This is a genomic window from Paraburkholderia sediminicola, assembly GCF_046026895.1.
Lineage (GTDB): Bacteria > Pseudomonadota > Gammaproteobacteria > Burkholderiales > Burkholderiaceae > Paraburkholderia > Paraburkholderia sediminicola_C.
Genome location: NZ_JAQQEU010000002.1, coordinates 159,080 through 181,825, shown reverse-complemented (window position 1 = coordinate 181,825; position 22,746 = coordinate 159,080). Strand labels below are relative to the sequence as shown.

The following is a 22,746-nucleotide window of genomic DNA, read 5'->3' as shown; positions in this document are numbered from 1 at the left end:
TGAGGATACCGAAAGTTATTATCTGGCACTTCTATCGAGTGCCATGGCGGAACTACTTGTTGACAAGCCTGGCCGGAAGCTGCGTCAAGATGAGACAGGCGGAGATGATCAGACACCCCGCGATCAGGAACAGGCTCGAATCAAGTGAATGCGTGACCGTCTTTAGCCATCCCACCAGCGCGGGGCTGACGAACCCTGCGAGATTGCCCGTCGAGTTGATCAAGGCAATGCCGGCGGCCGCACCCGTGCCGCCGAGAAAGGACGTGGGCAAGGCCCAGAACATGGGTAAGGCTGTAATCACGCCCGACGCCGCCAGCGTGAGACCCAGCAACGCGAGATACGTATTGTTGCCCGCGTAGGCGCACGTCACGAAACCCACCGCCGCCATGCATTGCGGCAACACGACGTGCCAGCGGCGTTCCCGCGTGCGATCGGCGTGGCGGCCGACCACAATCATCAGAATCAAGGCGGCAAGATAAGGCACCACGGTGAGCAGGCCGATGGTGAAGGCGTCCGTAATGCCGGAACTCTTGATGATGGTCGGCTGCCAGAAGCCAACGGCATAGGAGCCCATCACGATACCGAAGAGAATCGCGCACAAGGTCCAGACTTTAAGCGACGTGAAGACCTGGCGCACGGAACCGTGGCTTTTGGTGCGTGCTTCCGCATCGATTTCCGATGCAATGAAGTCGCGCTCCTCGACCGACAGCCACTTTGCGTCCTTCACCCGGTCGTCGAGGAACCAGAAAATGACGGCGCCCAAGATCAGAGCCGGGACGGCTTCCAGAATGAACAGCCACTGCCAGCCGGCAAGCCCCGCGTTCCCCGCCAGGCGCTGCATGATGAAGCCCGATATCGGGCCGCCGACAATGCCGGCCACCGGGTTGCCCGCCATCAGGAAAGCGATCATCTTGCCGCGCCGGTGCGACGGATACCAGTAGGTGAGATACAGCACCAACCCCGGGAAAAAGCCCGCTTCGGCTACGCCCAGAAAGAAACGCAATATGTAGAACATCGTGGGCGTCGTGACCCACGCGGTCGCGGCCGAGAGCACGGCCCAGGTGAGCATGATCCGGGCGATCCAGCGGCGCGCGCCGAGCCGGTGCAGCAGCAGGTTGCTCGGCACCTCGAAGAAGAAATACCCGATGAAAAAGATGCCGGCGCCGAAGCCGTACATCGCCTCGCTGAAGTTCAGATCGCTGAGCATCTGGAGCTTGGCGAAGCCCACGTTGACCCGGTCCAGATACGCCACCACGTAGCAGACGAACAGCAAGGGCATGAAGCGCCAGGTCACTCGCGCATAGAGGGAGTTGCTTGCCGCGCTGTCAGGTATTTGTATTGCCGGGTTCTGGGTACTCAAGGGGCTGTCTCCGCTATTTGATTTGACTGGCTGCAGGGCGGCGGTTTTCTTATGGGTGTAAATGGCCGTTCGCCCTCGCGACACGCTGAGCCACTGCGGACTCAACTCATGATGCCGATCTGCCACGGGACGAATTCGTGATCACCTAGCCCGAGCATTTCGCTTTTTGTGCGCTCGCCCGACGCGGCTGCTAGAATAGCGTCGAAGATTTTTCGGCCCGTGCTCTGAATCGACGCAGTGCCATCCAGGATTCCGCCGCAGTTCAGATCCATGTCTTCGGTCAGACGGCTGTACATCGGCGTGTTGGTGGCGAGCTTCAGCGACGGCACGGGCTTCGCGCCGAACATCGAACCGCGCCCTGTGGTGAACGCAATCAGATTTGCGCCGCCTGCAATCTGACCCGTCGCGGAGACGGGATCGAAACCGGGCGTGTCCATGAAAACGAGTCCAGGCTGCTTCACCAGCTCGGCGTATCGATACACTTCCATCAGCGGACCGGTGCCGCCTTTCATCGCCGATCCAATCGACTTTTCGAAGATGTTCGCCAGCCCGCCCACCTGATTGCCGGGGCTGACCTGGCCATTGATCTGCACGTCCCGGCCGACCGAATACTCGTCTTTCCACCAGCGGACCCGCTCAACCAGCTTTTCGCCGACTTCGCGGCTGACCGCACGCCGCGTCAGCGTATGTTCCACGCCGTAAATTTCCGGTGTTTCGGAGAGGATGGCCGTGCCGCCATGACGGACCAGCAAGTCCATTGCCGCGCCAAGCGAAGGATTGGCGGTGATCGATGAAAAGCCGTCCGAGCCGCCGCATTGCAGACCGATCTTCAGGTGGCTGGCGGAAACCGTCGTGCGCTTCACGCGATTGGCATCGGGCAACAGCGCCTGGACCGCGGCCACGCCGGCCTCGATGGTCCGGCGAGTACCGCCGTTCTCCTGCATGATGAACGTGTGCAGCCGCGAATCGGCTTGCAGACCTTCCTGATCCATCAGTCCGGCCAGCTGGTTACGCTCGCATCCCAGCCCGACAATCAGCGCCGCGGCGAGATTGGGATGGCGCGCATAACCCGCCATCGTCCGGCGCAGCAGCGCCATCGGTTCACCGCTCATTTCCATGCCGCAACCGATCGAGTGCGTAAATGCGACCACACCGTCCACGTTCGGGTAATCCGCCAGCCGTTCCGGCGTGAACCATTCGGCAATCCTGTGTGCAACGGTGGCCGAACAATTGACTGTCGACAGCACGCCGATGTAGTTGCGCGTAGCAACCTCGCCGTTCTCTCGCACGATGCCCTGGAAGGTGGCACGCCCGGCTTCGGGCACCATCTCGACGGGCCGGTAGTCCGCGCCGAATGCGTAGTCCCGGTCGAACTCGCGGAACTCGACGTTATGGCTATGGACCATCGTGCCTGGCGCGATATCCGCCGCGGCGAAACCGATCACCACGTTGTATTTGCGAACGGCCTCGCCCTTTTTGATGGGCGTCGCCGCGATCTTATAACCCGCGGCCACCTGGCTGCGGCAAACAAAATCTTCGGCCGGAACCGGCGTACCGATGGCGACGTCGAGGCGGGCGATCACCACATTGTCAGCGGGATGCAACCGGATCACCGGCCCGGTTACGTTCTTGCTCGTCGTCTCAGTCATCAGGCATTGCCCTTCTAAAAATTTTGCGCCGGCCGGTCAAAAAGGTGCGAAACAGAGTAATCGCTTTCTTACATAACCACCACCATCAATGCGCCGCTGCTCTAAACTCAAGAATTTCAGGCATCTTATGGTACTTCGATCGCGAGTTCAAGAGAAAGCGCTTACTCATTTCCATTTATACTTCCGGTCGTGCCGCCGCAAAGGGCGGAGATGCCGGGCACCCGAACAGGAGATTGAGATGTGGCAACAAGCTGAGCGATACCCCGACCCCCGGGTGATTTCGCTAGACCCTTCCTTCGATAAATACCGCGTGGCCTTTTCGGCTGTCGAGCGGCTGGCTACCGGCTACCGGTGGACCGAAGGTCCGGTGTGGTTCGGCGATGGACGCTACCTGCTCTGGAGCGACATTCCCAACAACCAGATGCTGAAATGGGAGGAGGAAACGGGCGTGGTCAGCGTGTTCCGCAAACCTTCCAACTATGCGAACGGCAACACCCGCGACAGGCAGGGGCGGCTCGTGACGTGCGAGCACGGCCGCCGCGTCACACGCACCGAGTACGACGGCAGCATCACGGTCCTGCTCGATTCGTTTGAAGGCAAGCCGCTTAATTCCCCCAACGATCTGGTCGTGAAGTCGGACGGCTCTATCTGGTTCACCGATCCGCCGATGGGCATTTCCGGGCACTACGAAGGCATCAAGGCGGAGCAGGAACTCCCGCACTCCGTCTATCGGATCGACGGCGTGACGGGCGAAGCGTCCGTGGTCACGCGCGAGCTGAAAGGCCCGAACGGCCTGTGCTTTTCCCCCGACGAGAAGCTGCTCTACATCATCGAATCGCGCGGGGTCCCCAACCGGATGATTCACGTCTATGAAATGGACGCGGACGGCCGCGGCATCGGCAAAGGCCGGATGTTCTACGACGCGGGGGCCGGCACGATCGACGGAATGCGCGCGGACGTCGACGGCAATCTGTGGTGCGGCTGGGGCATGGGCAATGACGAACTCGATGGCGTCATGGTGATCTCGCCCCAAGGAAAATTGATTGGCCGGATCGCCCTGCCCGAGCGCTGCGCGAATCTGTGTTTTGGCGGACGCGCGCGCAACCGGCTGTTCATGGCGTCGTCGCAGTCCATCTATGCGGTGCACGTCAACACCCAGGGCGCGCTGGGTGGATAACCCTTTTCTCCGCGAAACGAATCCCGGCCAACGGCATACGCCGGTGGCGACACTTCACTTCGAAACACTCACTTGATAGCACTGACATGCAAAGCAAACCTGTATTGACCGTTGTAGAAGCTATGCGAATCCTCGAAGCCGCACGCGCGGAAGCAGAGAAAAACCAATGGGCAGTCACCATCGCGGTTGTGGATGACGGCGGCCATCTGCTGGCCCTGCTACGCCTCGACGGCTGTGCGCCGATAGGCGCTTACATCGCAACCGAAAAGGCGCGTACCTCGGCGCTCGGCCGACGTGAATCGAAGCAGTACGAAGACATGATCAACGGCGGCCGGACCGCGTTCCTGAGCGCACCGCTGGCCGGCACATTGGAAGGCGGCGTGCCCGTCGTCGTCGACGGGCACGTGGTGGGCGCGGTGGGCGTGTCCGGTGTCAAGCCGGATCAGGATTCGCAAGTGGCCCGAACCGCAGCAAACAGCCTGAACGGCTGATCGATTGATATTTTGAAACTGTTGGAGCACAAGATGGGTGAAATGATCGAGCGAAACGGTCTGCGGGTCGCGGCTGTTCTGAGCAAATTTGTAGACGATGAGGCGTTGAGCGGCACCGGCATCGACAGCGAAGCCTTCTGGAAAGGCTTCGCTGCTCTCGTCCACGACCTCGCGCCGAAGAACCGAGCGCTGCTCGCAGAACGCGATCGTCTGCAGATCGAGCTGGACCAGTGGCACCGTGCGAATCCGGGGCCCGTGCGCGATCTGAAGGCATACCGCGCATTTCTCGAAAGCATCGGCTATATCGTGCCGGCCAGCGCAGCCGTCCAGGCGACGACCCAGAACGTCGACACCGAAATCTCCGGGCAAGCCGGCCCGCAACTCGTCGTGCCGCTCTCGAACCAGCGCTACGCGCTCAACGCCGCGAATGCGCGCTGGGGCAGCCTGTACGACGCGCTCTACGGCACCGACGCCATCCCCGAAACCGCGGGCGCGCAGCGCACCGCTTACTTCAACCCCGTCCGCGGCGAACGCGTGATCGCGCGCGCCCGCGCATTCCTCGATGAAGCGGCGCCGCTCGCCCACGGCTCGCACGCCGACGCCATCGCGTACCGCGTGGAATGCGGCAAGCTCGCCGTCACGCTCAAGAAGGGCGCGTCGGCGTTGAAGGTTCCCGCGCAGTTCGTCGGCTATCAGGGCGATGCTGGCGCCCCTTCCGCCGTCCTGCTCAAGCATCACGGCCTGCACTTCGAGATCCAGATCGACGCAACGGACTCCATCGGCAAGACCGACCCGGCGCGGGTGAAAGACGTGCTGATGGAAGCGGCCGTCTCGACGATCATCGATTGCGAAGACTCGGTTGCCGCCGTCGATGCCGCCGACAAGGTCCAGCTTTACCGCAACTGGACCGGCCTCGCGAAAGGCGATCTGACCGAGCAGGTGACCAAGAACGGCAAGACCTTTACGCGCCGCCTGAACGCCGATCGTAAATACACCGCGCCCGATGGCACGACCGTGACGCTGCATGGCCGCTCGTTGCTGTTCATCCGCAATGTCGGGCATTTGATGACGAACCCGGCAATCGTCGACCGCGACGGCCATGAGATTCCCGAAGGGATTCTGGATGCGGTGATGACATCGCTGGGCGCAATGCACGATCTGCAAAACAAGCTCAATTCGCGGACCGGATCGATCTACATCGTCAAGCCGAAGATGCACGGGCCGGCCGAAGTGGCGTTCTCCAATGAACTGTTCGGCCGCGTGGAAGACCTGCTGGGGCTGCCGCGCCATACCCTCAAGATGGGCATCATGGACGAGGAGCGCCGCACGAGTGTCAATCTGCAGGCGTGCATTGCGGCGGCATCGGCGCGCGTGGCGTTCATCAATACGGGCTTCCTGGATCGCACCGGCGACGAGATGCACAGCGCCATGGAAGCCGGTCCGATGATGCGCAAGGGTGAGATGAAATCGTCGGCGTGGATCGCGGCTTACGAGCGTAATAACGTGCTGGCCGGCTTGAGCTCGGGATTGCGCGGACGCGCGCAGATCGGCAAGGGCATGTGGGCGATGCCCGACCTGATGCACGCGATGCTCGAACAGAAGATCGCGCATCCGAAAGCGGGCGCGAACACCGCGTGGGTGCCGTCGCCGACTGCCGCGACCCTGCACGCGCTGCACTACCATCAAGTCGACGTTCAGGCCGTGCAGCAAGCGTTGGAAAAGACTGCCTACGACAGCGTACGCGACGAACTGCTCGACGGCTTGCTGACCATTCCTGTCGTCGAACAGGCGCAGTGGCCGGATGAGGAAATCCGCAAGGAAATCGAGAACAACGTCCAAGGGATTCTGGGTTACGTGGTGCGCTGGATCGATCAGGGCGTCGGATGCTCGAAGGTGCCGGATATTGACGACGTCGGTCTGATGGAAGACCGCGCGACACTGCGCATTTCGAGCCAGCACATTGCAAACTGGCTGCATCACGGGGTGGTGTCGGAAGCGTTGGTGAACGAAACGTTCCAGCGGATGGCGAAGGTAGTGGACGCGCAGAACGCCAACGACCCGCATTACCGGCCAATGACCGGTCACCTGGACACATCGCTCGCGTTCAAGGCGGCGAAGGCGCTGGTTTTTGAGGGGCGGTCGCAGCCTGGCGGGTATACGGAGCCATTGCTGCACAAGTTCCGACTTGGCGCGAAGTGGTAGGCGCAGATCGCAGTCGAAACCGTTGATCGATTGAGCATGCATCGCGGGCGGCCATCGCCGTCCCGCGTCGAGTGTCGCTTCGGGGGGCTGTCCGAACCCGATCGGCCCGCCCATGCGGATGTCATATTGCGCTGAAGCATGTTGTGCGTCATCCTACCCGGATGTTCCGTACATCAACGCAACGGCCATAAAGCGCTCTCGAGATCACGTTCCCCATTCCATCGGGCGGTTTGTCATGAACCTATCCTTTGAAGTCTTGCAGGTTCTCGATGCGATCGATCGAACCGGCACCTTTGCCAGCGCGGCGGAAACGCTGCACAAGGTCCCGTCAACCCTGACCTATCTGGTTCAGAAACTGGAGCTCGATCTTGGCGTGAAGCTGTTCGACCGCACTGGCCGCCGCGCGACACTCACGCATGCGGGGCGCGTGGTCGTCGAGGAAGGGCGCCGTTTGCTGCAGGCCGCGGAAGACCTCGAACGCAAAGCGAAGAGGATTGAGCACGGCTGGGAATCCGAGCTGCACATTGCGATCGACGAGATCATCCCGTTCGAGTTGCTCTGGGAACATGTCGATACGTTTTATCGGTTGAAACTGAACACGCGGCTGCATCTGTCGACGGAAGTGCTGGGCGGTTCGTGGGACGCGCTGTTGACGCGCCGTGCCGATCTGATCGTCGGAGCCGCGGGAGAGCCGGCGGCGATCCCCAATCTGATCGCCAAGCCAATCGGTTCGCTACGGCATGTGTTCGTGGTGGCGCCGCATCATCCTCTCGCTTCGGCGCCGGAGCCGCTCACGCTGGACATCGTCGCGCGCCATCGAGCGGTCGCGATTGGCGATACATCCCGCAAGCTCGCACCGCGCAGCATCGCACTCGCTGCCAATCAGGAATACCTCACCGTACCCACGCTCGAAGCCAAGCTCGCCGCCCAGATCAAGGGTCTGGCAGTGGGCACGATTCCGGAATGTCTCGCTATCGAGCCGCTCAGCCGCGGCGAACTGGTGAAAAAAGAAGTGATTGGCATGCGGGACATCACGCATTTCTATCTCGCATGGCGCGACGATGAGACCGGTAGAGCCCTGCACTGGTGGGTCGAGCAGTTGGACCGGCCGGATTTGATCGACGAGGTCGCGCAACAAAGGATATTGCACGGATAACGGTCGTCTAGGCACGTTCCTCGATGTCGCAAGACGACGGTTCGTCGAATGATTCCTCCACGACAGGTGGATCGCCACCAACATTGTCTGACTCGCTGACAGCGGCCGCGATCTGCAGCAGGTGCGTTGCCGCTTTGAAGTCGTCCCAATCACGGCCTTCCGTGAGCTTCGAGCATGCGGATTTCAACAGCTGCACAGCTTCCGCGCTTCGGCCTTGCGCGTGCCAAAGGCAGCCGAGGCTCGTCGCGGCTCGCAATTGCAGCGAACGGCAGCCTTGCACCATCGAGTCCTCCAGCGCCGCGGTCAGGCACGCCTGCGCGTCCCTCGCCACGTCATCGGATGGTGGGCCACCCGTCTGGCTCATCAAGAGCAGTTGGCCATGAACGCGCCTAAGTTCGCTGGCGTACCAATAGTCGCCGGTGTCGTCGCACTGCGCCAGCGCATGCACCACGGCAGCAATGCCCTCCTCCCACCGTCCAGCGCGGCCGAGCGCGAGACTGTATTGCGCGGCCAGCATCGCGCGCGGCGCGCCGTACCGGGTCGTTTCGAGTTCGTCCAACGTCGAGCGGAAAGCAAGCAAACGTTCCGGCGCGCTCTCGTCCAGCGAGCGCAGGTATTCGTCGAAACAGCGGCAACACGCTTGATACACATTCAAACCGGCACGCACTGACACTTCATGCAACAAGGCAATCGCCTTGACAGCGCTATCCCGCTTTCCCGACAGGAGCGCCAGCGGAACGAGCGCCTCAACCAGCACGTAACACGTGACAATCGCCTGTTCCCGATTGCATGCTTCGACCGCGCAATCCTCCGCGAGCCTGAGCGCCTGGTCGCGAAAACCCTGCAGCCACAGCACGCGTGCGAGCGTCGCGCGAGCAGCGATGCGCTGATCGATGGAGTGCCCCAACGGCAGACGATACTGCAGGCCGTCGCTCTGCAGCAGTTGTTCAAGCGACGAACGGGCCTGCTGTAGATCACCCGCATAATGCGACGCGATACCCAGCAACCGGCTGGCGAGGATCGTGCAGTTCGCGTCGCCGGTTTCGAAGGCGCGCGACGCAAAGCGCCTCGCGAACGCCAGCGCATTGCGCACCGCACCGCACGACTGACTCGCGTTCCACATACCCCACAGCGCACGCGCTTCGAACCGCTGGTCGCCGAGAGCGATCGCCGAGGCGAGAACCTCGGCCCAGATGGCGAGAGCTTCACGGTTCGGTCCGTCCATATGGACCCGTGCCGCGCCGAGTGCCGCCAGCAGTTGCATACGCAGGCGCAAGTAGCTGTTCGAGCGCGAACCTTGATGGGTCGCGGTCACGGTATCGAGCGCCCGCCGCGCCCAGACGCTGCACTCGTCGACCAGCGATAGCTCATAAAGCAGAAATACGACCTTTACAGCCAGGGTTTCGCCCAACGTCTGGTCGCCTTTGGGCGATAGCGCCCATGCTAGCGCCGCTCGCAGATCGTCGAGCAGTTCGCGCATCCGTTGATGCCATCTATCATAGAAAGCGCTCACCGGGTTCGCGCCGTCCAACGAATCGCGCTCGAGCAAACTCAAGAAGTAACGCGCGTGATTGAGCGTGACAGGACGCTGCTCGCCGTTGTCCTCAAGCTTCTGCAGCGCGTATGCGCGCGTCGTTTCAAGCAGGCGATAGCGTGCTTTGCCACGCTCCACGCGTGACACCAGCAGTGATTTCCCGACCAGACCCGCTACCGCCGCGATCACGTCGAATTCGCGTAATCGGCCGTCGCCGGCAATCGCGATAGCTGCTTCCATCGTGAAGTCGTTGACGAAGATGCCGAGCCTGCGCAGCGTCGCGCGCTCAGCGTCATCGAGCAGTGCATGACTCCAGTCGAGAGTCGCCTTCAGCGTCTGATGCCGCGGCAATGCGCTGCGCTTGCCGCCAGTCAGCATGTTGAACCGGCCGTCGAGATGGTCTGCGAGCAACTCGACACCCAGTATTGCCGCACGCGCCGCCGCCAGTTCGATCGCCAACGGGATACCGTCGAGCAGGCGGCATACCGTGGCGGTCAGATGGATGCTTCTGTCATCGGACGAAAAGTGCGGGTCGATTGCACGCGCGCGCGACAGGAACAGCTTCACGGCGCTGCATTGCAGGACATCCTGAGTCGGTGCGTCCTGGGCGGGCACCTCCAGCGAAGCGACCCAATACAGGCATTCGTTCACGACACGCAGTGGCTCCCGGCTGGTCGCAAGAACGCGCACGGCCGGACCCACGGTCCGCAGCGTCTCGGCGAGTTCGGCGGCAGGGCCGAGCACATGTTCACAATTGTCGAGAATGAACAACACGCGCCGCTCACCGAGTTCCTTGCTGATCCGCGCAAGCGTAAGCGGTTCGGTGGTCGGATTCATGCCGATGCTGATCGCGAACATCGCGAGGACGCTGCCTGCGTCGGAGGTGGAGGCGAGCGATACCAGATAGACACCGTCCGGGAAGCGCTCCAGCAAACCGCGCGAGACTTCGATGGCCAAGCGGGTCTTGCCGATTCCGCCCGAGCCGACCAGCGTGACGTGGCGGGCCGAAGTCAGCGCGAGTGCGATGTCATGGATCGCCTTGTTCCGCCCGATCAGCGCCGACGAATTGCCAGGCAAATTGTTGGGGACGGTCTGGCCATGAATGCTGCCGTCGGCGCCCTTCAGTTCATCGCCGCCGTCTCCCTGACTGGAAGCAGGTGTCGCCGCCGCCCTGCGGACCAGCCGGTAACCTCGTCCGGACACCGTCTGGATCAGTCCGCGATTGTCGCCCAACACCTTGCGCAGTGCGGACATATGCACCTGAAGATTGTTCTCTTCAACGATCGTGTCAGGCCATACCTGTTCAAGTAATTCGTTCTTCGACACCAGCGCGCCATTCGCTGCGATCAGGACGGCCAGCATGTCGAACGCGCGGCTTCCGAGCCGCACAGGTTGGCCGTCGAGAAACATTTCCCGGCTGGCGACGTCCACTTGAAGCGGGCCAATTCGAAACATTGCCTGAACATCCAAGACACTGCGGGTAGAGGAAGGACTGAGGACTGACCGCTCAGCGATACGTCCCGGAAGTCTAGAGCAACGCAGAACGCGCATGCGCGGAAAAAACTGAACGTACAGTTCAAAAATTTTGTACTGCGCATGGGGGCTCGCGGGTCACATACTCCCGTTCGCAGCTACTTCCGGGGATTGCCGGGACGCCGCGTCGGGCCGCTCGCAGGCCGATCGCGGCCTAGCCAGACAGTGCACGCTTTGTATGACGGGTTCGAACATATCGGGGCACCGAACAGCCATGCCGAGAGAAGTACGGACGGTCGAAACTACGTCGACCAGTGAGGCGCATGAGAACGAGAAAGGCGTCACGCGCCGCCTTGCGCCGGAAGTGCGGGAACGCCAGATCGTGCTGAAAGCCATAGGCCGCTTCCCAACGCACGGTTTTTCCGGCAGCACCCGCGAACTCGCGCGCCAACTGCGCGTGACGCAGCCGCTTCTCTACCGGTATTTTCCATACAAGGAAGCATTAATTGATCGCGTGTACGACGAGGTCTATCAGCGGGGATACCCGTTGGGAAAAACCTCACCTTTGCCCGCCTTCGGGCGGGCTTTTTTCGTCTGCTTAGCCGATGCCGAGCCGGGCCGCGATATGTGGCCACCAAGACGACGCCCCGAACAGGTAGGTCGAAGTGGCGACGAGAACCGTCGCAGTTCCGGTTACGACGCCCAATGCTGCGCGCGACCACGTGGATTGCTCTGGCCGGCGGATGATCAACTCGGCGATGAGGAGATTGGGGACATAGAAAAAGAAGGCCATGATTTGGTCGAATGGCCCGCGATACGACTGTGAATGGCCGAGTCCATGTGTCGCCTTCAGCCACAGTCCGTAGTCCAGGCGGAAAAGCCACGACCCAACGGCTAGCGCGACGAGGCGTATCGCCCACGCGCGATGGCGGTCAAACCGTTTCATCCGTGCGTTCCGGTACGTCTCGAGCGCCGCAACGATCACGGACAGGCCATAGAGCGAGAATCCGATATCCATCACCGTGCCACCGACGGTGCCCTGTAGTGCGATGTAGGTCAGACCGCCGAAGCCAGCAAACGCAGCGGCGGCGGCATAGATACGGCCCGTCACGCGATGAAGCTTCGGGGTGATGCCGTGATGTCCGGTGATGATTTGCGCCGGTCCAATAGCAAGCAGCACCGCACCCGCGATAAAGTGCGCGGCAATCGCAGCCGTTTGCACGAGTGCGCCTTTCACATAGACGTCCGGCAGGAGAAGGTTCCAGTCCTCAAGCGCGTGCGCTGGGATTGCTCCGCCATAGAAGATCGCGATGTAAAGGGCGAAGCATGTCATGCTGATCCACGTTACGGCATACAACGCGCGCTTCGTGTAGTCGGCTAGTGGGATAGGTGATTCCATTCCGATAATTGGTTAGGTGTTCTGCGAAACAGTGTTTTCGTACCTGCGTTTTCACAGGTGAAACGCATCTTAGCGCACTGCATCTGGTCGTTGTCAATGTCGGGCCAATTTGGTTCATCCACACTTTGTGTGAAGCTCGTCGTGGCATTCCGGTGCAAATGGCTGGTGTGGCCGGGATGCTTCGATTCAATAAGGATACCTCATGTTATTAAACGGGGTAAAATTCCAGGCAGCGGGCTTTCGATCCCGGAAATCACGCCGGCCTGCCGCCTGGTGCCCGCTGGTCGAACACGGCGACCACCAAATCCTCGGTCGCCGCGTAGACTGACGCGGCCAGCCCGGCCGGCCCCGCGCCGACAATCGCCACGTCATAGACATGCGATGGCTCGAATATCCGCACGAGCCCCAGGCGCGACGCAAGCCGCGCCTCGTCGGGCGCGCGCAACACACATCACCGTTCGGGCAGAAGACGAGCGGGAAGTCGTCCGGACCCGACGTCATGCCGCCCAGCAGCGTGATCGCCTCGGGATCGCTGCGCGCGTCGATCACCATCGCCGGATAGGCGTTGCGGCGCAGAAAGCCCTGCAGGCCGACCCAACGCGCATCGTCATCGTTGCCCACGACGATCGGACCGAGCCCTTGCTCGATCAGTCCAAGCCGCCGAAGGATCAGCGCGCGCATGATGTGCTCGCCGAGTTGAGTATCGGCGCCGATCAATGCACGCAGCCTGTCCGGCTCGATCACGAGCGTCTCGATGTCAGTCGACGCGACGCCGTCGATCAACGCAGGCTTGCCGGACAACTTCGCCATCTCTGCCATGAAGTGTCCGTCTTCATGCTCCGTGACGAGTGTCGACCGCCCGAAACTATCGCGCGAGCAGATTCGTACGCGTCCATGCAGCAGCACAAAAAGGCCCGGCGCGACATGGCCTGTTTCGAAGATCAGTTCGCCCGCCTTGAACGACATCGGCCTGGCAAAGCGCCGCAGGCTTTGAATCTCCGCGGACGAAAGACGCGGGAACATCGGATGCTGGCGAGACGGAATGTCGAGTTCCGACGGCGTCGCCGCGTCGGCGCATAGAGCGCGGCTACTCATAAAATCGACCTCGTCTAACACCTGGACGCGATGGCCAATTGCAGATACTGCGTCTACCAGCTGAATTTCATTTCGGCGCCGACGTAGTCGGCATTGCGGGCGCCCAACTCGCGCAGCGACTGTCCGACCTGGAAATGCACCGCTTCGAGCGCCGCGGCGAGATTCGGGCCGACCGCCCAGTCGGCCCGAAGCTGCGTATAGAAACCGGTCCAGCGTCCGCCACGTCCCGCGGTGCCTGGCACGACCGCGGATGCTTGCTGGTAAACCGCGTCCGCGGTGGTCTCGCGCCATTGAAGGCCTACGCCGGCCAGCAGCGTCAGCTTGCTGTTCGGCTTGACGGTGAGCGACGGCTTGACGTGAATCAGGTTGGAGTAGCCGGTGTAACCGGCCAGCGCGAAATAATAGCCGTTCGGAAAAAGCGGATTGAAGGTGCCGAGCCGGCCGTCTCCTGGATGGCTGTCGCCCGACGCGGCATCCGCCTGGATGCCGACCCGCGGCGTCCACGGCACCGTCGCCAGCGTGTAGCCGGCGAGCGACCCGACCGCCCACGCACCGATCGTATTGCTGCCGATATGTCCGGACTGATACATCGCTTCGACGTCCCAGTCGAGATGGTCGACGTTGCCGGAATAGCGCGCATCGAAAACGTCGCGGTGTTCGTCGCCGGTCGCGTCGAGAAAGTGCGCGTTGCTGCGGTTGTAGCGGGAGTAGTACGCGGACAGATCGCCCGGCCCCACGTCTTGGCGTTGCACGCGCACGCCACTGAAAGTCAGATCGCGATTGGAAACGTCATCGAAAGCGGAATTGTCGCGATACTGCACCGGCTGCGTCGCATAGGCGATCCAGCGCCACGGACCGGTTTCATAGTCGGCCCAGATCGCGTCGAACGCCTGACGCACGTTTGGCCCGTCACGAACCGAGATGAATCGTTGCAAGTCGAACGCCATTTCCTGCCGTCCCACCCGGAACTTGACGGTACCGGGTCCAAGCGGCTCGACGATGGCGATGAACGCCTGCCGCAGATCGAGCGGGTTCTTGTCGACAGGCGTGACCATGTCCTTGCCGTACGGGCGCGCGTCCTCGAATTGCGTGAAGATCTGCACATGAGGGCCGAGGCGGACATCCGCGTGGACTTCCAGACGTTGCAACAGATAGGTGTCGTCGCGCGCGGCACCGAGTCCGAACAGCGGCGCGTCGTTTACTTCCAGCCGCTCGCGCAATACCATGCCCAGCGAGATATACGCGTCCGGATTGCCGAACAGCGGAATGTATTTCAACGAATCGAAAGGCCGTTTCGGCACGCACGGATTGGCCAAAGCCGACCAGTTTTCCTGCCATCGGTTGAACATGACAACCGGCCGTGCACACGACGCACTCACGGCGCTCGACGTCGCGCCAGTGCTGCCCGCGGAAGTATCGTCAGCGCCGCCAGCCGCCGTATCCGCAGCCGCAACAGGCAGCGCGGCCGCGAGACCCGTGCTGATCAGCAAGGCACGAACGGCTCGCTGCGCAGAACGACGCCTCGGGCACCCGCGCGCTCTTAGCGGGTTCACTGCTGGCCCTTCATTGGCCATCGTGAACTTCAGCAATGTAGCCACCGGGGAATTCGATGACGGCAGTCTTGCCCGACCCTTTGTCATACGCCGGATACAGTACTTTCGCGCCGGCCGCTTGCGCGCGATCGAGCGTCTGCGCGAGATCATCGACGGCATAGCCGGTTGTTTCGCGCCCAAACGGGAACGGCAGTCTGCCGTCGGTGACGAACACCACCATGCGCCCGAAGCGCGACTCGATCCGGATCTCGCGAATCGTCTCGCCCGGCCGGCCGATCACACCGGCGTCCGCGTGCGGGTTGTCCGACACCACCTTGCCGTGCGAAAAGTGCAGCCACCTGCGAACGAAGTTATCCGCCGCGTCACGCGACACGTACACGCGGTTATCCGGCACGCTATGCAACGGTGCATAGTCGGGGGCTTTGGTGTGCCAATACAGTTGCATCGCCAAGCCTCCCGGCCATTGAATGATCGCATCCTTGCCGATCGGATCATCGAACGGCTCGACAAGTACGTCTGCGCCCGACGCGCGCGCCGCCTTCACCGCCTGATCGATATCGGTGACCAGGTAGCCGGTTCGCTCATTACCGAACGGATACGGAATCGGCGTTTCGAACCCGAACACGGAGAGCATGCCGACTGGCGTCTGCACATACTGCGATGCCGTCTTGCTCGGCGTGGGTGTCACTGTGAACACAGCGCGCGGGGAAGCCTTGCCGCCAAACGTCGCAAGGAAACTGTTCACGAATGCATCGAGATCGGCAGATGCGACGTACACGTGGGTAGTGTCGTACTGCGCGCCCACTGATACGTCAGGGTGCTTCTTGTTGAGCGCAGCTTTACCGTTGGACACATCCGGCGGCCCGGCATCGGCGAATGCAGATGAAACAGACGTTAATCCGATCAGTATCGCGGCGCACAGCAGGCCAATCTGGCGGAATGGATAATGCGACTTGAGCATTTCGTTACCTGATAGTTTTAGTAGCAGTGTCTGGATAGATCAGCCTTTGATCGAGGCCGTATATGTTTGTGAAACGTTGATGAATCGATGTCTTCCACGCTGTCTACCGGCTCTCTTCGGCCGCCCTATTTTCCATGCGAGAAACAGCAGAACGGCTACCGGGAGCGCAATCGCCGCGAACGAGAAACTGACATACGCCATTGCGCCGCAAATCCCGCCCACGGCGAAGCTGCACATCGCCGCCGACGTCGACTCGAGGCGCTCCCGCACCTTTTTCCCATGCTCTCGCCGCCATACCCCTGTGGAGGGTTCAATCACATCGAGCACAATCTGCGTCACGTTCGAGGAATCTTTAAATCACGCTACTCAATGCAATGCCAACGACAAAAGCCGGAAACGCCAGCAGCTTCAGCAGCATGTCCTGCCCCCCGCCGGCCACCTCCGCGCCGATCGGCACGAAGTTGCCGGTTACGTGCGCGGTAAACAGCCCGAACAACGCGACGAACGCGACTGTGTCGACGTAACCCGCAATCAGCGCGAGAATCGTGTTTTCGTGTTTTTTCACAAAAACGATTCCCCCGCAAGCGAACGACTCGCGCCAGCGACATCAACCGCCCTCTTTCGTCGCGCCCGGCGCAGGTCTCGCCACTGCGGCGCCCTTCGTCTGCTCCGCGACCTGGACCGTCGGCGTCTGCGCAAACAGCTGGGCCTTGACGACCGGTATGGCGTGCTCGCCCAACACCATGCCGAGCAGGCCAGCCAGCGCGATCAACGGCGGCGCGGGCGATTGCACCTTGAGTAGCCAATAGAGCAGTCCGACCGCGAAACCGACTCCCAATGAAATTACGTAACCCATTCTGATTGTCCTTTCGATACAGCCGCTCGTTCCCGATGCGATCGGAGAGCGGCAGTACTTCATGTCACGCCGTGTCAATTGGGCCAGTCCGATCCGAGCACCAGTCCACAAAAATTCAGCCGCCGATAGTTCGGGTCCCACCGATCCAGAACATCGGCGTTGACCGTACCGAACGTCGTCTCGGGACGATGCTCCATGCCACGCGCATATGCCTCAATGATCTTTTTCTTGAAGCTGGATTCGCGCGGATAGGCCCGCACGATTTCGTCGCGCTGTTGCGCAGTGAATTCGTCGTAGCGGACGCCTCGAACATCCATCTACACCCCGGCACTGACTAGAGCGACGAGTGGAGACATATGCTCAGGAACGCCCGGCGTCGTATGCAATGCAATGGCCTCCCACAGCTCTTCGATCGCACACTCCGGCGCGCCATGCTGCCGCGGAAATTCACGTGCCGCGTTGGCGCCATCCACTTCAAACCGCCGCGGAGAATGCTGGCGCTTCACGTTCAGGCCTACGTTGTGAAACATCGCGCCGACATACAGCAGCTCCGCGTCGAATGTCAGCTGGTCGCGGTAGCCCGTCAGCGCAGCAAACAGAAATACTCTCAGCGCATGATGGAACATCAAGCGACTCTGTGGCCCTGATTTGATCGGTCGCCTTCCGGGCCATCGCACTGTCGGGAATATCGACTCCCCCAAGGATTTTTGTCATGTCACCTCCTCCCTGTCGGACAGCCGAATCTCCACACGCCATCGCGAATCCGCTCTGCTGGCGCTGCTAACCCGCGGATGTCAGAACGCAAAACAGCTACAACCCAATGCACCCCAGAACCCGTTCGAATCGCTGACAGGCACGTTTTTACGCCATGCCCAGCCATGCGCATGCGCATGCACGCCGCACAGATTCACACAGCCCTCCACGCATGCCACCGCAGTCGGCTTGTAACGGCTGTAGCCGCCGAATTCCGCCACTGGCGACCACGACGGGCTAACCGGCAGATCCGCAGGCGCGAGCGGCGCGAATTCGTCGTCGGCATAGACGACCTTGCCACCCACTACCGTCATCACCGAGGTCAGAAACTTGATGCGGCTTTCCTCGACGGTAAAGTAGTCGTCGCTGAGGACCGCGAAGTCTGCGAACTGGCCGGCAACCAGCGCGCCTTTGCGGTCCTCTTCGTTCGAGAACCACGCGCTGCCCACTGTGTAACGGCGTAGCGCTTCCATTCGGTCCAGCTTGTTGACGTCCGAATACATCGCGGTGCCGCCGACCGTCTTGCCCGACACCATCCAGTACAGCGAAACGAACGGATTGAAACTCGCGACGCGTGTGGCGTCCGTTCCCGCGCCGACGGGCAGTCCGGCATCCAGCATGCGGCGCATGGGCGGCGTGTGCCGCACAGCCTCTTCACCATATTGCTGGATGAAGTACTCGCCCTGATAGGCCATCCGATGCTGGATCGCGATGCCACCGCCGAGCGCGCGCACGCGGTCGATATTCTGTTGCGTGATGGTCTCGCAGTGATCGAAGAACCAGCGCAGCCCGTTAAACGGAATCTCGGCGTTCACGCGTTCGAACACATTCAGGAAGCGTCCGATCGATTCGTCGTAGGTGGCGTGGAGACGGAATGGCCAGCGGTTGGCGACCAGCAGCTTGACGACAGCTTCCAGCTCGATCTCCAGCGAGTCCGGCAAATCCGGTCGAGGCTCGAGAAAGTCCTCGAAATCGGCAGCGGAAAAAACCAGCATTTCACCCGCGCCATTGACGCGAAGGAAATCGTCGCCTTCGCCGGGTCTGGTCATCTTTACCCATTTCGCGAAATCTTCGATTTCCTTTTTCGCGTTCTGCGTGAACAGGTTGTACGCGATACGCACCGTCAGTTCGTTGTGCTTCGCCATATCCATGATGACGGCGTAGTCATCCGGATAGGCCTGGTAGCCACCGCCCGCATCGATCGCGCTAGTCACGCCGAGCCGGTTGAGCTCACGCATGAAGTGCCGCGTGGAATTGCGCTGATCCTCCGGTGCGAGCTTCGGACCTTTGGCAAGCGTCGCGTACAACAGACCGGCGTTCGGCCGCGCAATGAGCATGCCGGTCGGATTGCCGCGCCTGTCGCGCTGGATCTCGCCGCCGGGGGGATTCGGCGTATCTTTCGTATAGCCGACTGCCCGCAGCGCAGCGGCATTCAATAGCGCGCTGTCGTAGAGGTGCAGAATGAACACGGGCGTGTCCGGCGCGATCGCATTGATTTCTTCGAGCGTGGGTCCACGCCGTTCGGCGAACTGGAACTCGTTCCAGCCGCCCACCACGCGCACCCATTGAGGCGCCGGCGTGCGTGCCACCTGCTTGCGCAACATGTCCAGCGCGTCCGCCAGCGACGGCACACCGTCCCAACGCAACTCCATGTTGAAGTTCAGCCCACCTCGAATGATATGCAGGTGGGAATCGTTGAGACCGGGGATGACCGTGCGCCCGTTGAGGTCAACTTGCCGCGTGTTGTGGTTTACGTGGCGCATCACAGTGTCACGCGCACCCGAAGCGATGATGCGGCCGTTCGCCACCGCGAGCGAGTCGGCAAACGAGCGCTTGTCGTCCTGCGTGGCGATCTTGCCGTTGAAGAACACGACATCGGCCGGCGTCGGCTCGGAATTATTGGAATTCATGGCGATCCTCATTGAGAGTGCTGCGGTTTTCGCGCGCGAAGCAATGGATGGGAAGCGAGCGCTTGTCGCTATGGTCTTCCCATGAATCATTCAATATGGATTGCGGCCGGCGCGCTGGATTCAGGACTCCGATGCACTGCCCTCGAATTCCGCTACATCTGGCGGCACGTTCGTGGCGATGGCAGCTCTATAGACCCCAAGTTGATGCGATCCGCGCAGTGTTCGAGCCGCCCGCCGGACGATGTAGCGCAGATGCTTACTTCTTTGCACGCACCGGCGCCAGAACCTCGTGAGAGCCCGTCACGCGCTGGGGAGCCTTGTGCACCATTGTGTAGGCATAGTCCGCACCCATTCCATAGGCACCCGAATGCTCTTTGACAATCGCCATTACCGCGTCGTAAGTCTCTTTGTGCGCCCAATCGCGCTGCCATTCGAGCAGCACCTGTTGCCAGGTCATCGGAACCACGCCGGCCTGAATCATTCGCTGCATCGAATACTCATGCGCCTCCTTCGACGTGCCGCCCGACGCATCGGCGACCATGTAGATTTCGTAGTCGCCTTCGTTCATCGCGCTTAGCGCAAACGTGTTGTTGCAAACCTCTGTCCACAGACCTGCCACCACCACTTTTTTTCGGCCATTTGCAGCAAGCGAGTCACGAACCTTTTGGTCGTCCCACGAATTCATAGACGAGCGTTCGAGCAGGCTGTGGCCCGGAAACACGTCCAGCAATTCCGGGTACGTATATCCAGAGAAACTTTCGGTTTCCACTGTCGTGATAGTGGTGGGAATGTTGAACGCCCGCGCTGCTTTCGCGAGTCCTACTACGTTGTTTTTAAGTGCCTGACGGTCGATGGACTGGACCCCAAAAGCCATTTGCGGCTGCTGGTCGATGAAGATGATCTGCGAATTTGCAGGTGTCAGGACTTCGAGTTTCGGATTTGCCATGGCTTTGTACGTCCTAAGAATTTAGTGAACACGGGAAAACATGCCGCACTCGCCTGGGGTGCGAGAAAAACTGCGGCCCAGTCTATCGACGGCGTTTCACCGAATCCTTGGCAAAGCCCTTAATAAGGCTTAAAAAATTGCGTGAAGGGTGTCACGATCAAACGCGGCGCGGTCCATCTGTATTTCCGCTTCAGAAAATTTCATATTTTTCCGCCTATCTAACGCCTCAAACCTTCGCCATGAACTCGCTGTGCGGCGGATACGACGATGTCGCCACGGCGGGTCTGCTCGACAACTGGATCGACGAAGCAGAACAGCGCCTGTGGTTCCTGCTCGAACCTCATAGATTAACAATGCCTGAAGCATCCTCAAAGAATAATAATGCTTTCTTAATGCATGTAATCCCCACGTCGTACAACAACGGCAGCGAGCACTAATCTGCTCGCCGCAGTTCCCGTCTTTTGGGGCCTCACAGGAAGTCCGCCGAGCCGCCCCGAAAGCCCGGGCCGATGCACTTCCCAAGCCCCAAGTAGGGCTTCCGGCCGTAGGTCAGCGTGCAGTTTTTCGTACTGGGCAGGAAATCCACCCCCTTTCCCGTCAATCCCGCAATCATAGGTAAACCCTTGATATTAGGTTTCCCGAATGCAAACCATAAAATGTTTTAACTTTAACTTATTGCTGATCTCGCGCAGCATCTCCTCTCACATGCAGCAGGTGTAGCAACTTGCACTCAGCTGTAGTGCGAACAACGAGGAACAGTTTTCACTAGAGCAGTTCCCTCTGGCCGACCATTGGCGCTTCATTGCCGCAGGCAAAACCGGCGGCGAAGCGATTCGATCACGTAGGTCCAACGCGCCGTTTGAGCGCGACGGAATATACAGGAGACGGAGTCATGGAACTTTCCAATGTATCGGACCGCGGCCGCGCACCATTCTGGCATCACCGGTGGGTGCAACTCGCGATCGGCATCGTGTGCATGGGGCTCGTCGCGAACCTTCAGTATGCGTGGACGCTGTTCGTCGTGCCGATGGACAACGCCCACCATTGGGGTCAAGCGGCGATCCAGACCGCTTTCACAATTTTCATCGTCACCGAAACCTGGCTCGTGCCCGTCGAAGGCTGGCTCGTCGACAAGTTCGGGCCGCGCCCGGTCGTGATCGGCGGCGCGCTGTGCGCAGCGATAGGCTGGGTCATCAACGCGCATGCGACCAGTCTCTCCCACCTGTACGTGGCAGCAGTCATTGCCGGTATCGGCGCGGGCTGTGTGTATGGCACCTGCGTCGGCATGGCGCTTAAATGGTTTCCTGACAAACGCGGTCTCGCAGCCGGTTTGACTGCAGCGGGTTTCGGCGCCGGCGCAGCCGTTACGGTGATACCGATTGCCAATATGATCCAGCGTTCGGGCTACGAGCACGCGTTCATGTTCTTCGGCATTTTTCAGGGTGTTTGCATCCTGCTGCTCGCCACCATGCTGGTCCGGCCGAAGCCCCCCGCCTCCGCGATCCCGGCTAAACGCATCGTCGCAAGCAAGATCGACTACAAGTCTGGCGAGATGATCCGATCGCCGCTCTTCTGGGTGCTATATCTGATGTTCGTGTTCGTGGCGGCCGGCGGCATCATTGCGACCGCGCAGCTCGGGCCGATCGCGAAAGAATACGGCTTTGCCAAGCTGCCTGTGAATCTGATCGGCATCACCCTGCCCCTTCTCACGATGACGCTGTCGATCGACAACCTGTGCAATGGACTCACCCGTCCGTTGTGCGGCTTTCTATCCGACCGCATTGGCCGCGAAAACACGATGTTCATGATCTTCCTCGGCGAAGGCGTCGCGCTGCTGGGGCTGATGCAGTTTGGCCACAACCCATATGCATTCATGTTCTTCGCAGCCGCCGTATTCCTCTGCTGGGGCGAGATTTTCTCGATCTTCCCCGCGACCTGCGCGGACACGTTCGGCAGCAAACACGCCGCGGCGAATGCCGGGACGCTTTACACCGCGAAGGGCACGGCTGCGATGCTGGTGCCGGTCGCATCGATTCTGTCGGCCGACGGCGGCTGGAGCACCGTGTTCATTTCGGCGGCGGTGATATCGATCGCTGCCGCCATCTGCGCGAAGTTCGTCCTTGCACCCATGAGAAAGCGTTGGATCGAAAACTCGGGCGCGCCAGCCGGCGTAGCGATTGTCGAAGCACGACTGCAGCAATGGCCGGGCGGCTCATCCGAATAAGCGACAG

Annotated in this window: 16 protein-coding genes and 4 pseudogenes; 7 read left to right on the top strand and 13 right to left on the bottom strand. The window is 60.9% G+C overall.

The genetic code is table 11. The annotated features are described in order from the left end of the window. Positions 1-52 precede the first annotated feature (52 nt). Both PQR02_RS02780 and PQR02_RS02775 read right to left on the bottom strand, forming a co-directional pair. The gene (locus tag PQR02_RS02780; RefSeq protein WP_408225079.1) at positions 53-1,360 is read right to left on the bottom strand and encodes an MFS transporter; all 1,308 of its coding nucleotides are present in this window, start codon (positions 1,358-1,360) and stop codon (positions 53-55) included. 101 nt (positions 1,361-1,461) lie between these two features. Beyond that, positions 1,462-3,009 carry a UxaA family hydrolase gene (locus tag PQR02_RS02775; RefSeq protein WP_408225076.1) on the bottom strand — a complete coding sequence of 516 codons (1,548 nt, stop codon included), beginning with the start codon at positions 3,007-3,009 and terminating at the stop codon, positions 1,462-1,464. A gap of 238 nt (positions 3,010-3,247) precedes the next feature. Here PQR02_RS02775 and PQR02_RS02770 point away from each other — a divergent pair, with 238 nt between their 5' ends. The 4 genes from PQR02_RS02770 to PQR02_RS02755 all read left to right on the top strand — a co-directional run bounded on the left by PQR02_RS02770 (position 3,248) and on the right by PQR02_RS02755 (position 8,035). Then, positions 3,248-4,186 carry an SMP-30/gluconolactonase/LRE family protein gene (locus PQR02_RS02770; RefSeq protein WP_408225073.1) on the top strand — a complete coding sequence of 313 codons (939 nt, stop codon included), beginning with the start codon at positions 3,248-3,250 and terminating at the stop codon, positions 4,184-4,186. 86 nt (positions 4,187-4,272) lie between these two features. After that, positions 4,273-4,677 (top strand): heme-binding protein, encoded by a 405-nt coding sequence (locus PQR02_RS02765; protein WP_408225070.1) that lies wholly within the window; start codon positions 4,273-4,275, stop codon positions 4,675-4,677. Between the two features lie 33 nt (positions 4,678-4,710). After that, entirely contained in the window at positions 4,711-6,879 is a 2,169-nt protein-coding gene (locus PQR02_RS02760; RefSeq protein ID WP_408225067.1) for a malate synthase G, read from the top strand. A gap of 235 nt (positions 6,880-7,114) precedes the next feature. Continuing rightward, on the top strand, positions 7,115-8,035 hold the full coding sequence (locus PQR02_RS02755) for a LysR family transcriptional regulator (protein WP_408225064.1): 921 nt from the start codon (positions 7,115-7,117) through the stop codon (positions 8,033-8,035). A 7-nt stretch (positions 8,036-8,042) separates the two neighbouring features. On the opposite strand, the gene PQR02_RS02750 is transcribed toward PQR02_RS02755, so the two are convergent. Next, the gene (locus tag PQR02_RS02750; RefSeq protein ID WP_408225061.1) at positions 8,043-11,024 is read right to left on the bottom strand and encodes an ATP-binding protein; all 2,982 of its coding nucleotides are present in this window, start codon (positions 11,022-11,024) and stop codon (positions 8,043-8,045) included. A gap of 382 nt (positions 11,025-11,406) precedes the next feature. On the opposite strand from PQR02_RS02750, the pseudogene PQR02_RS02745 reads away from it, so the two are divergent. Then, a pseudogene (locus PQR02_RS02745) lies at positions 11,407-11,574 on the top strand (TetR/AcrR family transcriptional regulator); the annotation flags it as partial. A 66-nt stretch (positions 11,575-11,640) separates the two neighbouring features. On the opposite strand, the gene PQR02_RS02740 reads toward PQR02_RS02745, so the two are convergent. From PQR02_RS02740 to PQR02_RS02695, 10 genes and pseudogenes are all read right to left on the bottom strand, one after another. Then, positions 11,641-12,441, bottom strand: a complete 801-nt coding sequence (locus PQR02_RS02740; protein ID WP_408225058.1) for a DUF2306 domain-containing protein — start codon at positions 12,439-12,441, stop codon at positions 11,641-11,643. Between the two features lie 262 nt (positions 12,442-12,703). Continuing rightward, positions 12,704-13,536, bottom strand: a pseudogene (locus PQR02_RS02735) (Crp/Fnr family transcriptional regulator); the annotation flags it as partial. A 53-nt stretch (positions 13,537-13,589) separates the two neighbouring features. Beyond that, a complete protein-coding gene (locus tag PQR02_RS02730) occupies positions 13,590-15,110 on the bottom strand; it encodes an alginate export family protein (protein WP_408225222.1) in 1,521 nt (506 codons plus the stop codon). After that, positions 15,100-16,050, bottom strand: a complete 951-nt coding sequence (locus PQR02_RS02725; protein ID WP_408225055.1) for a VOC family protein — start codon at positions 16,048-16,050, stop codon at positions 15,100-15,102. The genes PQR02_RS02730 and PQR02_RS02725 overlap by 11 nt, the downstream gene beginning before the upstream one ends. Before the next feature lie 39 nt (positions 16,051-16,089). Next, the gene (locus PQR02_RS02720) at positions 16,090-16,389 is read right to left on the bottom strand and encodes a DUF1275 family protein (protein ID WP_408225052.1); all 300 of its coding nucleotides are present in this window, start codon (positions 16,387-16,389) and stop codon (positions 16,090-16,092) included. A gap of 16 nt (positions 16,390-16,405) precedes the next feature. Then, positions 16,406-16,615: pseudogene (locus PQR02_RS02715) on the bottom strand (DUF1275 family protein); the annotation flags it as partial. 42 nt (positions 16,616-16,657) lie between these two features. After that, on the bottom strand, positions 16,658-16,906 hold the full coding sequence (locus PQR02_RS02710; protein ID WP_408225049.1) for a DUF1427 family protein: 249 nt from the start codon (positions 16,904-16,906) through the stop codon (positions 16,658-16,660). Between the two features lie 74 nt (positions 16,907-16,980). Next, positions 16,981-17,620: pseudogene (locus PQR02_RS02705) on the bottom strand (HD domain-containing protein). Between the two features lie 80 nt (positions 17,621-17,700). Continuing rightward, positions 17,701-19,569, bottom strand: a complete 1,869-nt coding sequence (locus PQR02_RS02700; RefSeq protein WP_408225046.1) for an amidohydrolase — start codon at positions 19,567-19,569, stop codon at positions 17,701-17,703. Between the two features lie 256 nt (positions 19,570-19,825). Further along, a complete protein-coding gene (locus PQR02_RS02695) occupies positions 19,826-20,515 on the bottom strand; it encodes a hydrolase (RefSeq protein ID WP_408225043.1) in 690 nt (229 codons plus the stop codon). A gap of 107 nt (positions 20,516-20,622) precedes the next feature. Here PQR02_RS02695 and PQR02_RS02690 point away from each other — a divergent pair, with 107 nt between their 5' ends. Next, entirely contained in the window at positions 20,623-20,952 is a 330-nt protein-coding gene (locus tag PQR02_RS02690; RefSeq protein ID WP_408225040.1) for a ferritin family protein, read from the top strand. A gap of 455 nt (positions 20,953-21,407) precedes the next feature. Next, positions 21,408-22,739 carry an oxalate/formate MFS antiporter gene (gene oxlT / locus PQR02_RS02685; RefSeq protein WP_408225037.1) on the top strand — a complete coding sequence of 444 codons (1,332 nt, stop codon included), beginning with the start codon at positions 21,408-21,410 and terminating at the stop codon, positions 22,737-22,739. Positions 22,740-22,746: the final 7 nt, after the last annotated feature.

Coding starts and splice junctions, on each gene's coding strand:
- PQR02_RS02755 (WP_408225064.1), top strand. CDS start 7,115: ATGAACCTATCCTTTGAAGTCTTGCAGGTTCTCGATGCGATCGATCGA.
- PQR02_RS02725 (WP_408225055.1), bottom strand. CDS start 16,050: ATGCTCAAGTCGCATTATCCATTCCGCCAGATTGGCCTGCTGTGCGCC.
- PQR02_RS02730 (WP_408225222.1), bottom strand. CDS start 15,110: ATGGCCAATGAAGGGCCAGCAGTGAACCCGCTAAGAGCGCGCGGGTGC.
- PQR02_RS02700 (WP_408225046.1), bottom strand. CDS start 19,569: ATGAATTCCAATAATTCCGAGCCGACGCCGGCCGATGTCGTGTTCTTC.
- PQR02_RS02765 (WP_408225070.1), top strand. CDS start 4,273: ATGCAAAGCAAACCTGTATTGACCGTTGTAGAAGCTATGCGAATCCTC.
- PQR02_RS02760 (WP_408225067.1), top strand. CDS start 4,711: ATGGGTGAAATGATCGAGCGAAACGGTCTGCGGGTCGCGGCTGTTCTG.
- oxlT (WP_408225037.1), top strand. CDS start 21,408: ATGGAACTTTCCAATGTATCGGACCGCGGCCGCGCACCATTCTGGCAT.
- PQR02_RS02710 (WP_408225049.1), bottom strand. CDS start 16,906: ATGGGTTACGTAATTTCATTGGGAGTCGGTTTCGCGGTCGGACTGCTC.
- PQR02_RS02770 (WP_408225073.1), top strand. CDS start 3,248: ATGTGGCAACAAGCTGAGCGATACCCCGACCCCCGGGTGATTTCGCTA.
- PQR02_RS02775 (WP_408225076.1), bottom strand. CDS start 3,009: ATGACTGAGACGACGAGCAAGAACGTAACCGGGCCGGTGATCCGGTTG.
- PQR02_RS02740 (WP_408225058.1), bottom strand. CDS start 12,441: ATGGAATCACCTATCCCACTAGCCGACTACACGAAGCGCGCGTTGTAT.
- PQR02_RS02750 (WP_408225061.1), bottom strand. CDS start 11,024: ATGTTTCGAATTGGCCCGCTTCAAGTGGACGTCGCCAGCCGGGAAATG.
- PQR02_RS02695 (WP_408225043.1), bottom strand. CDS start 20,515: ATGGCAAATCCGAAACTCGAAGTCCTGACACCTGCAAATTCGCAGATC.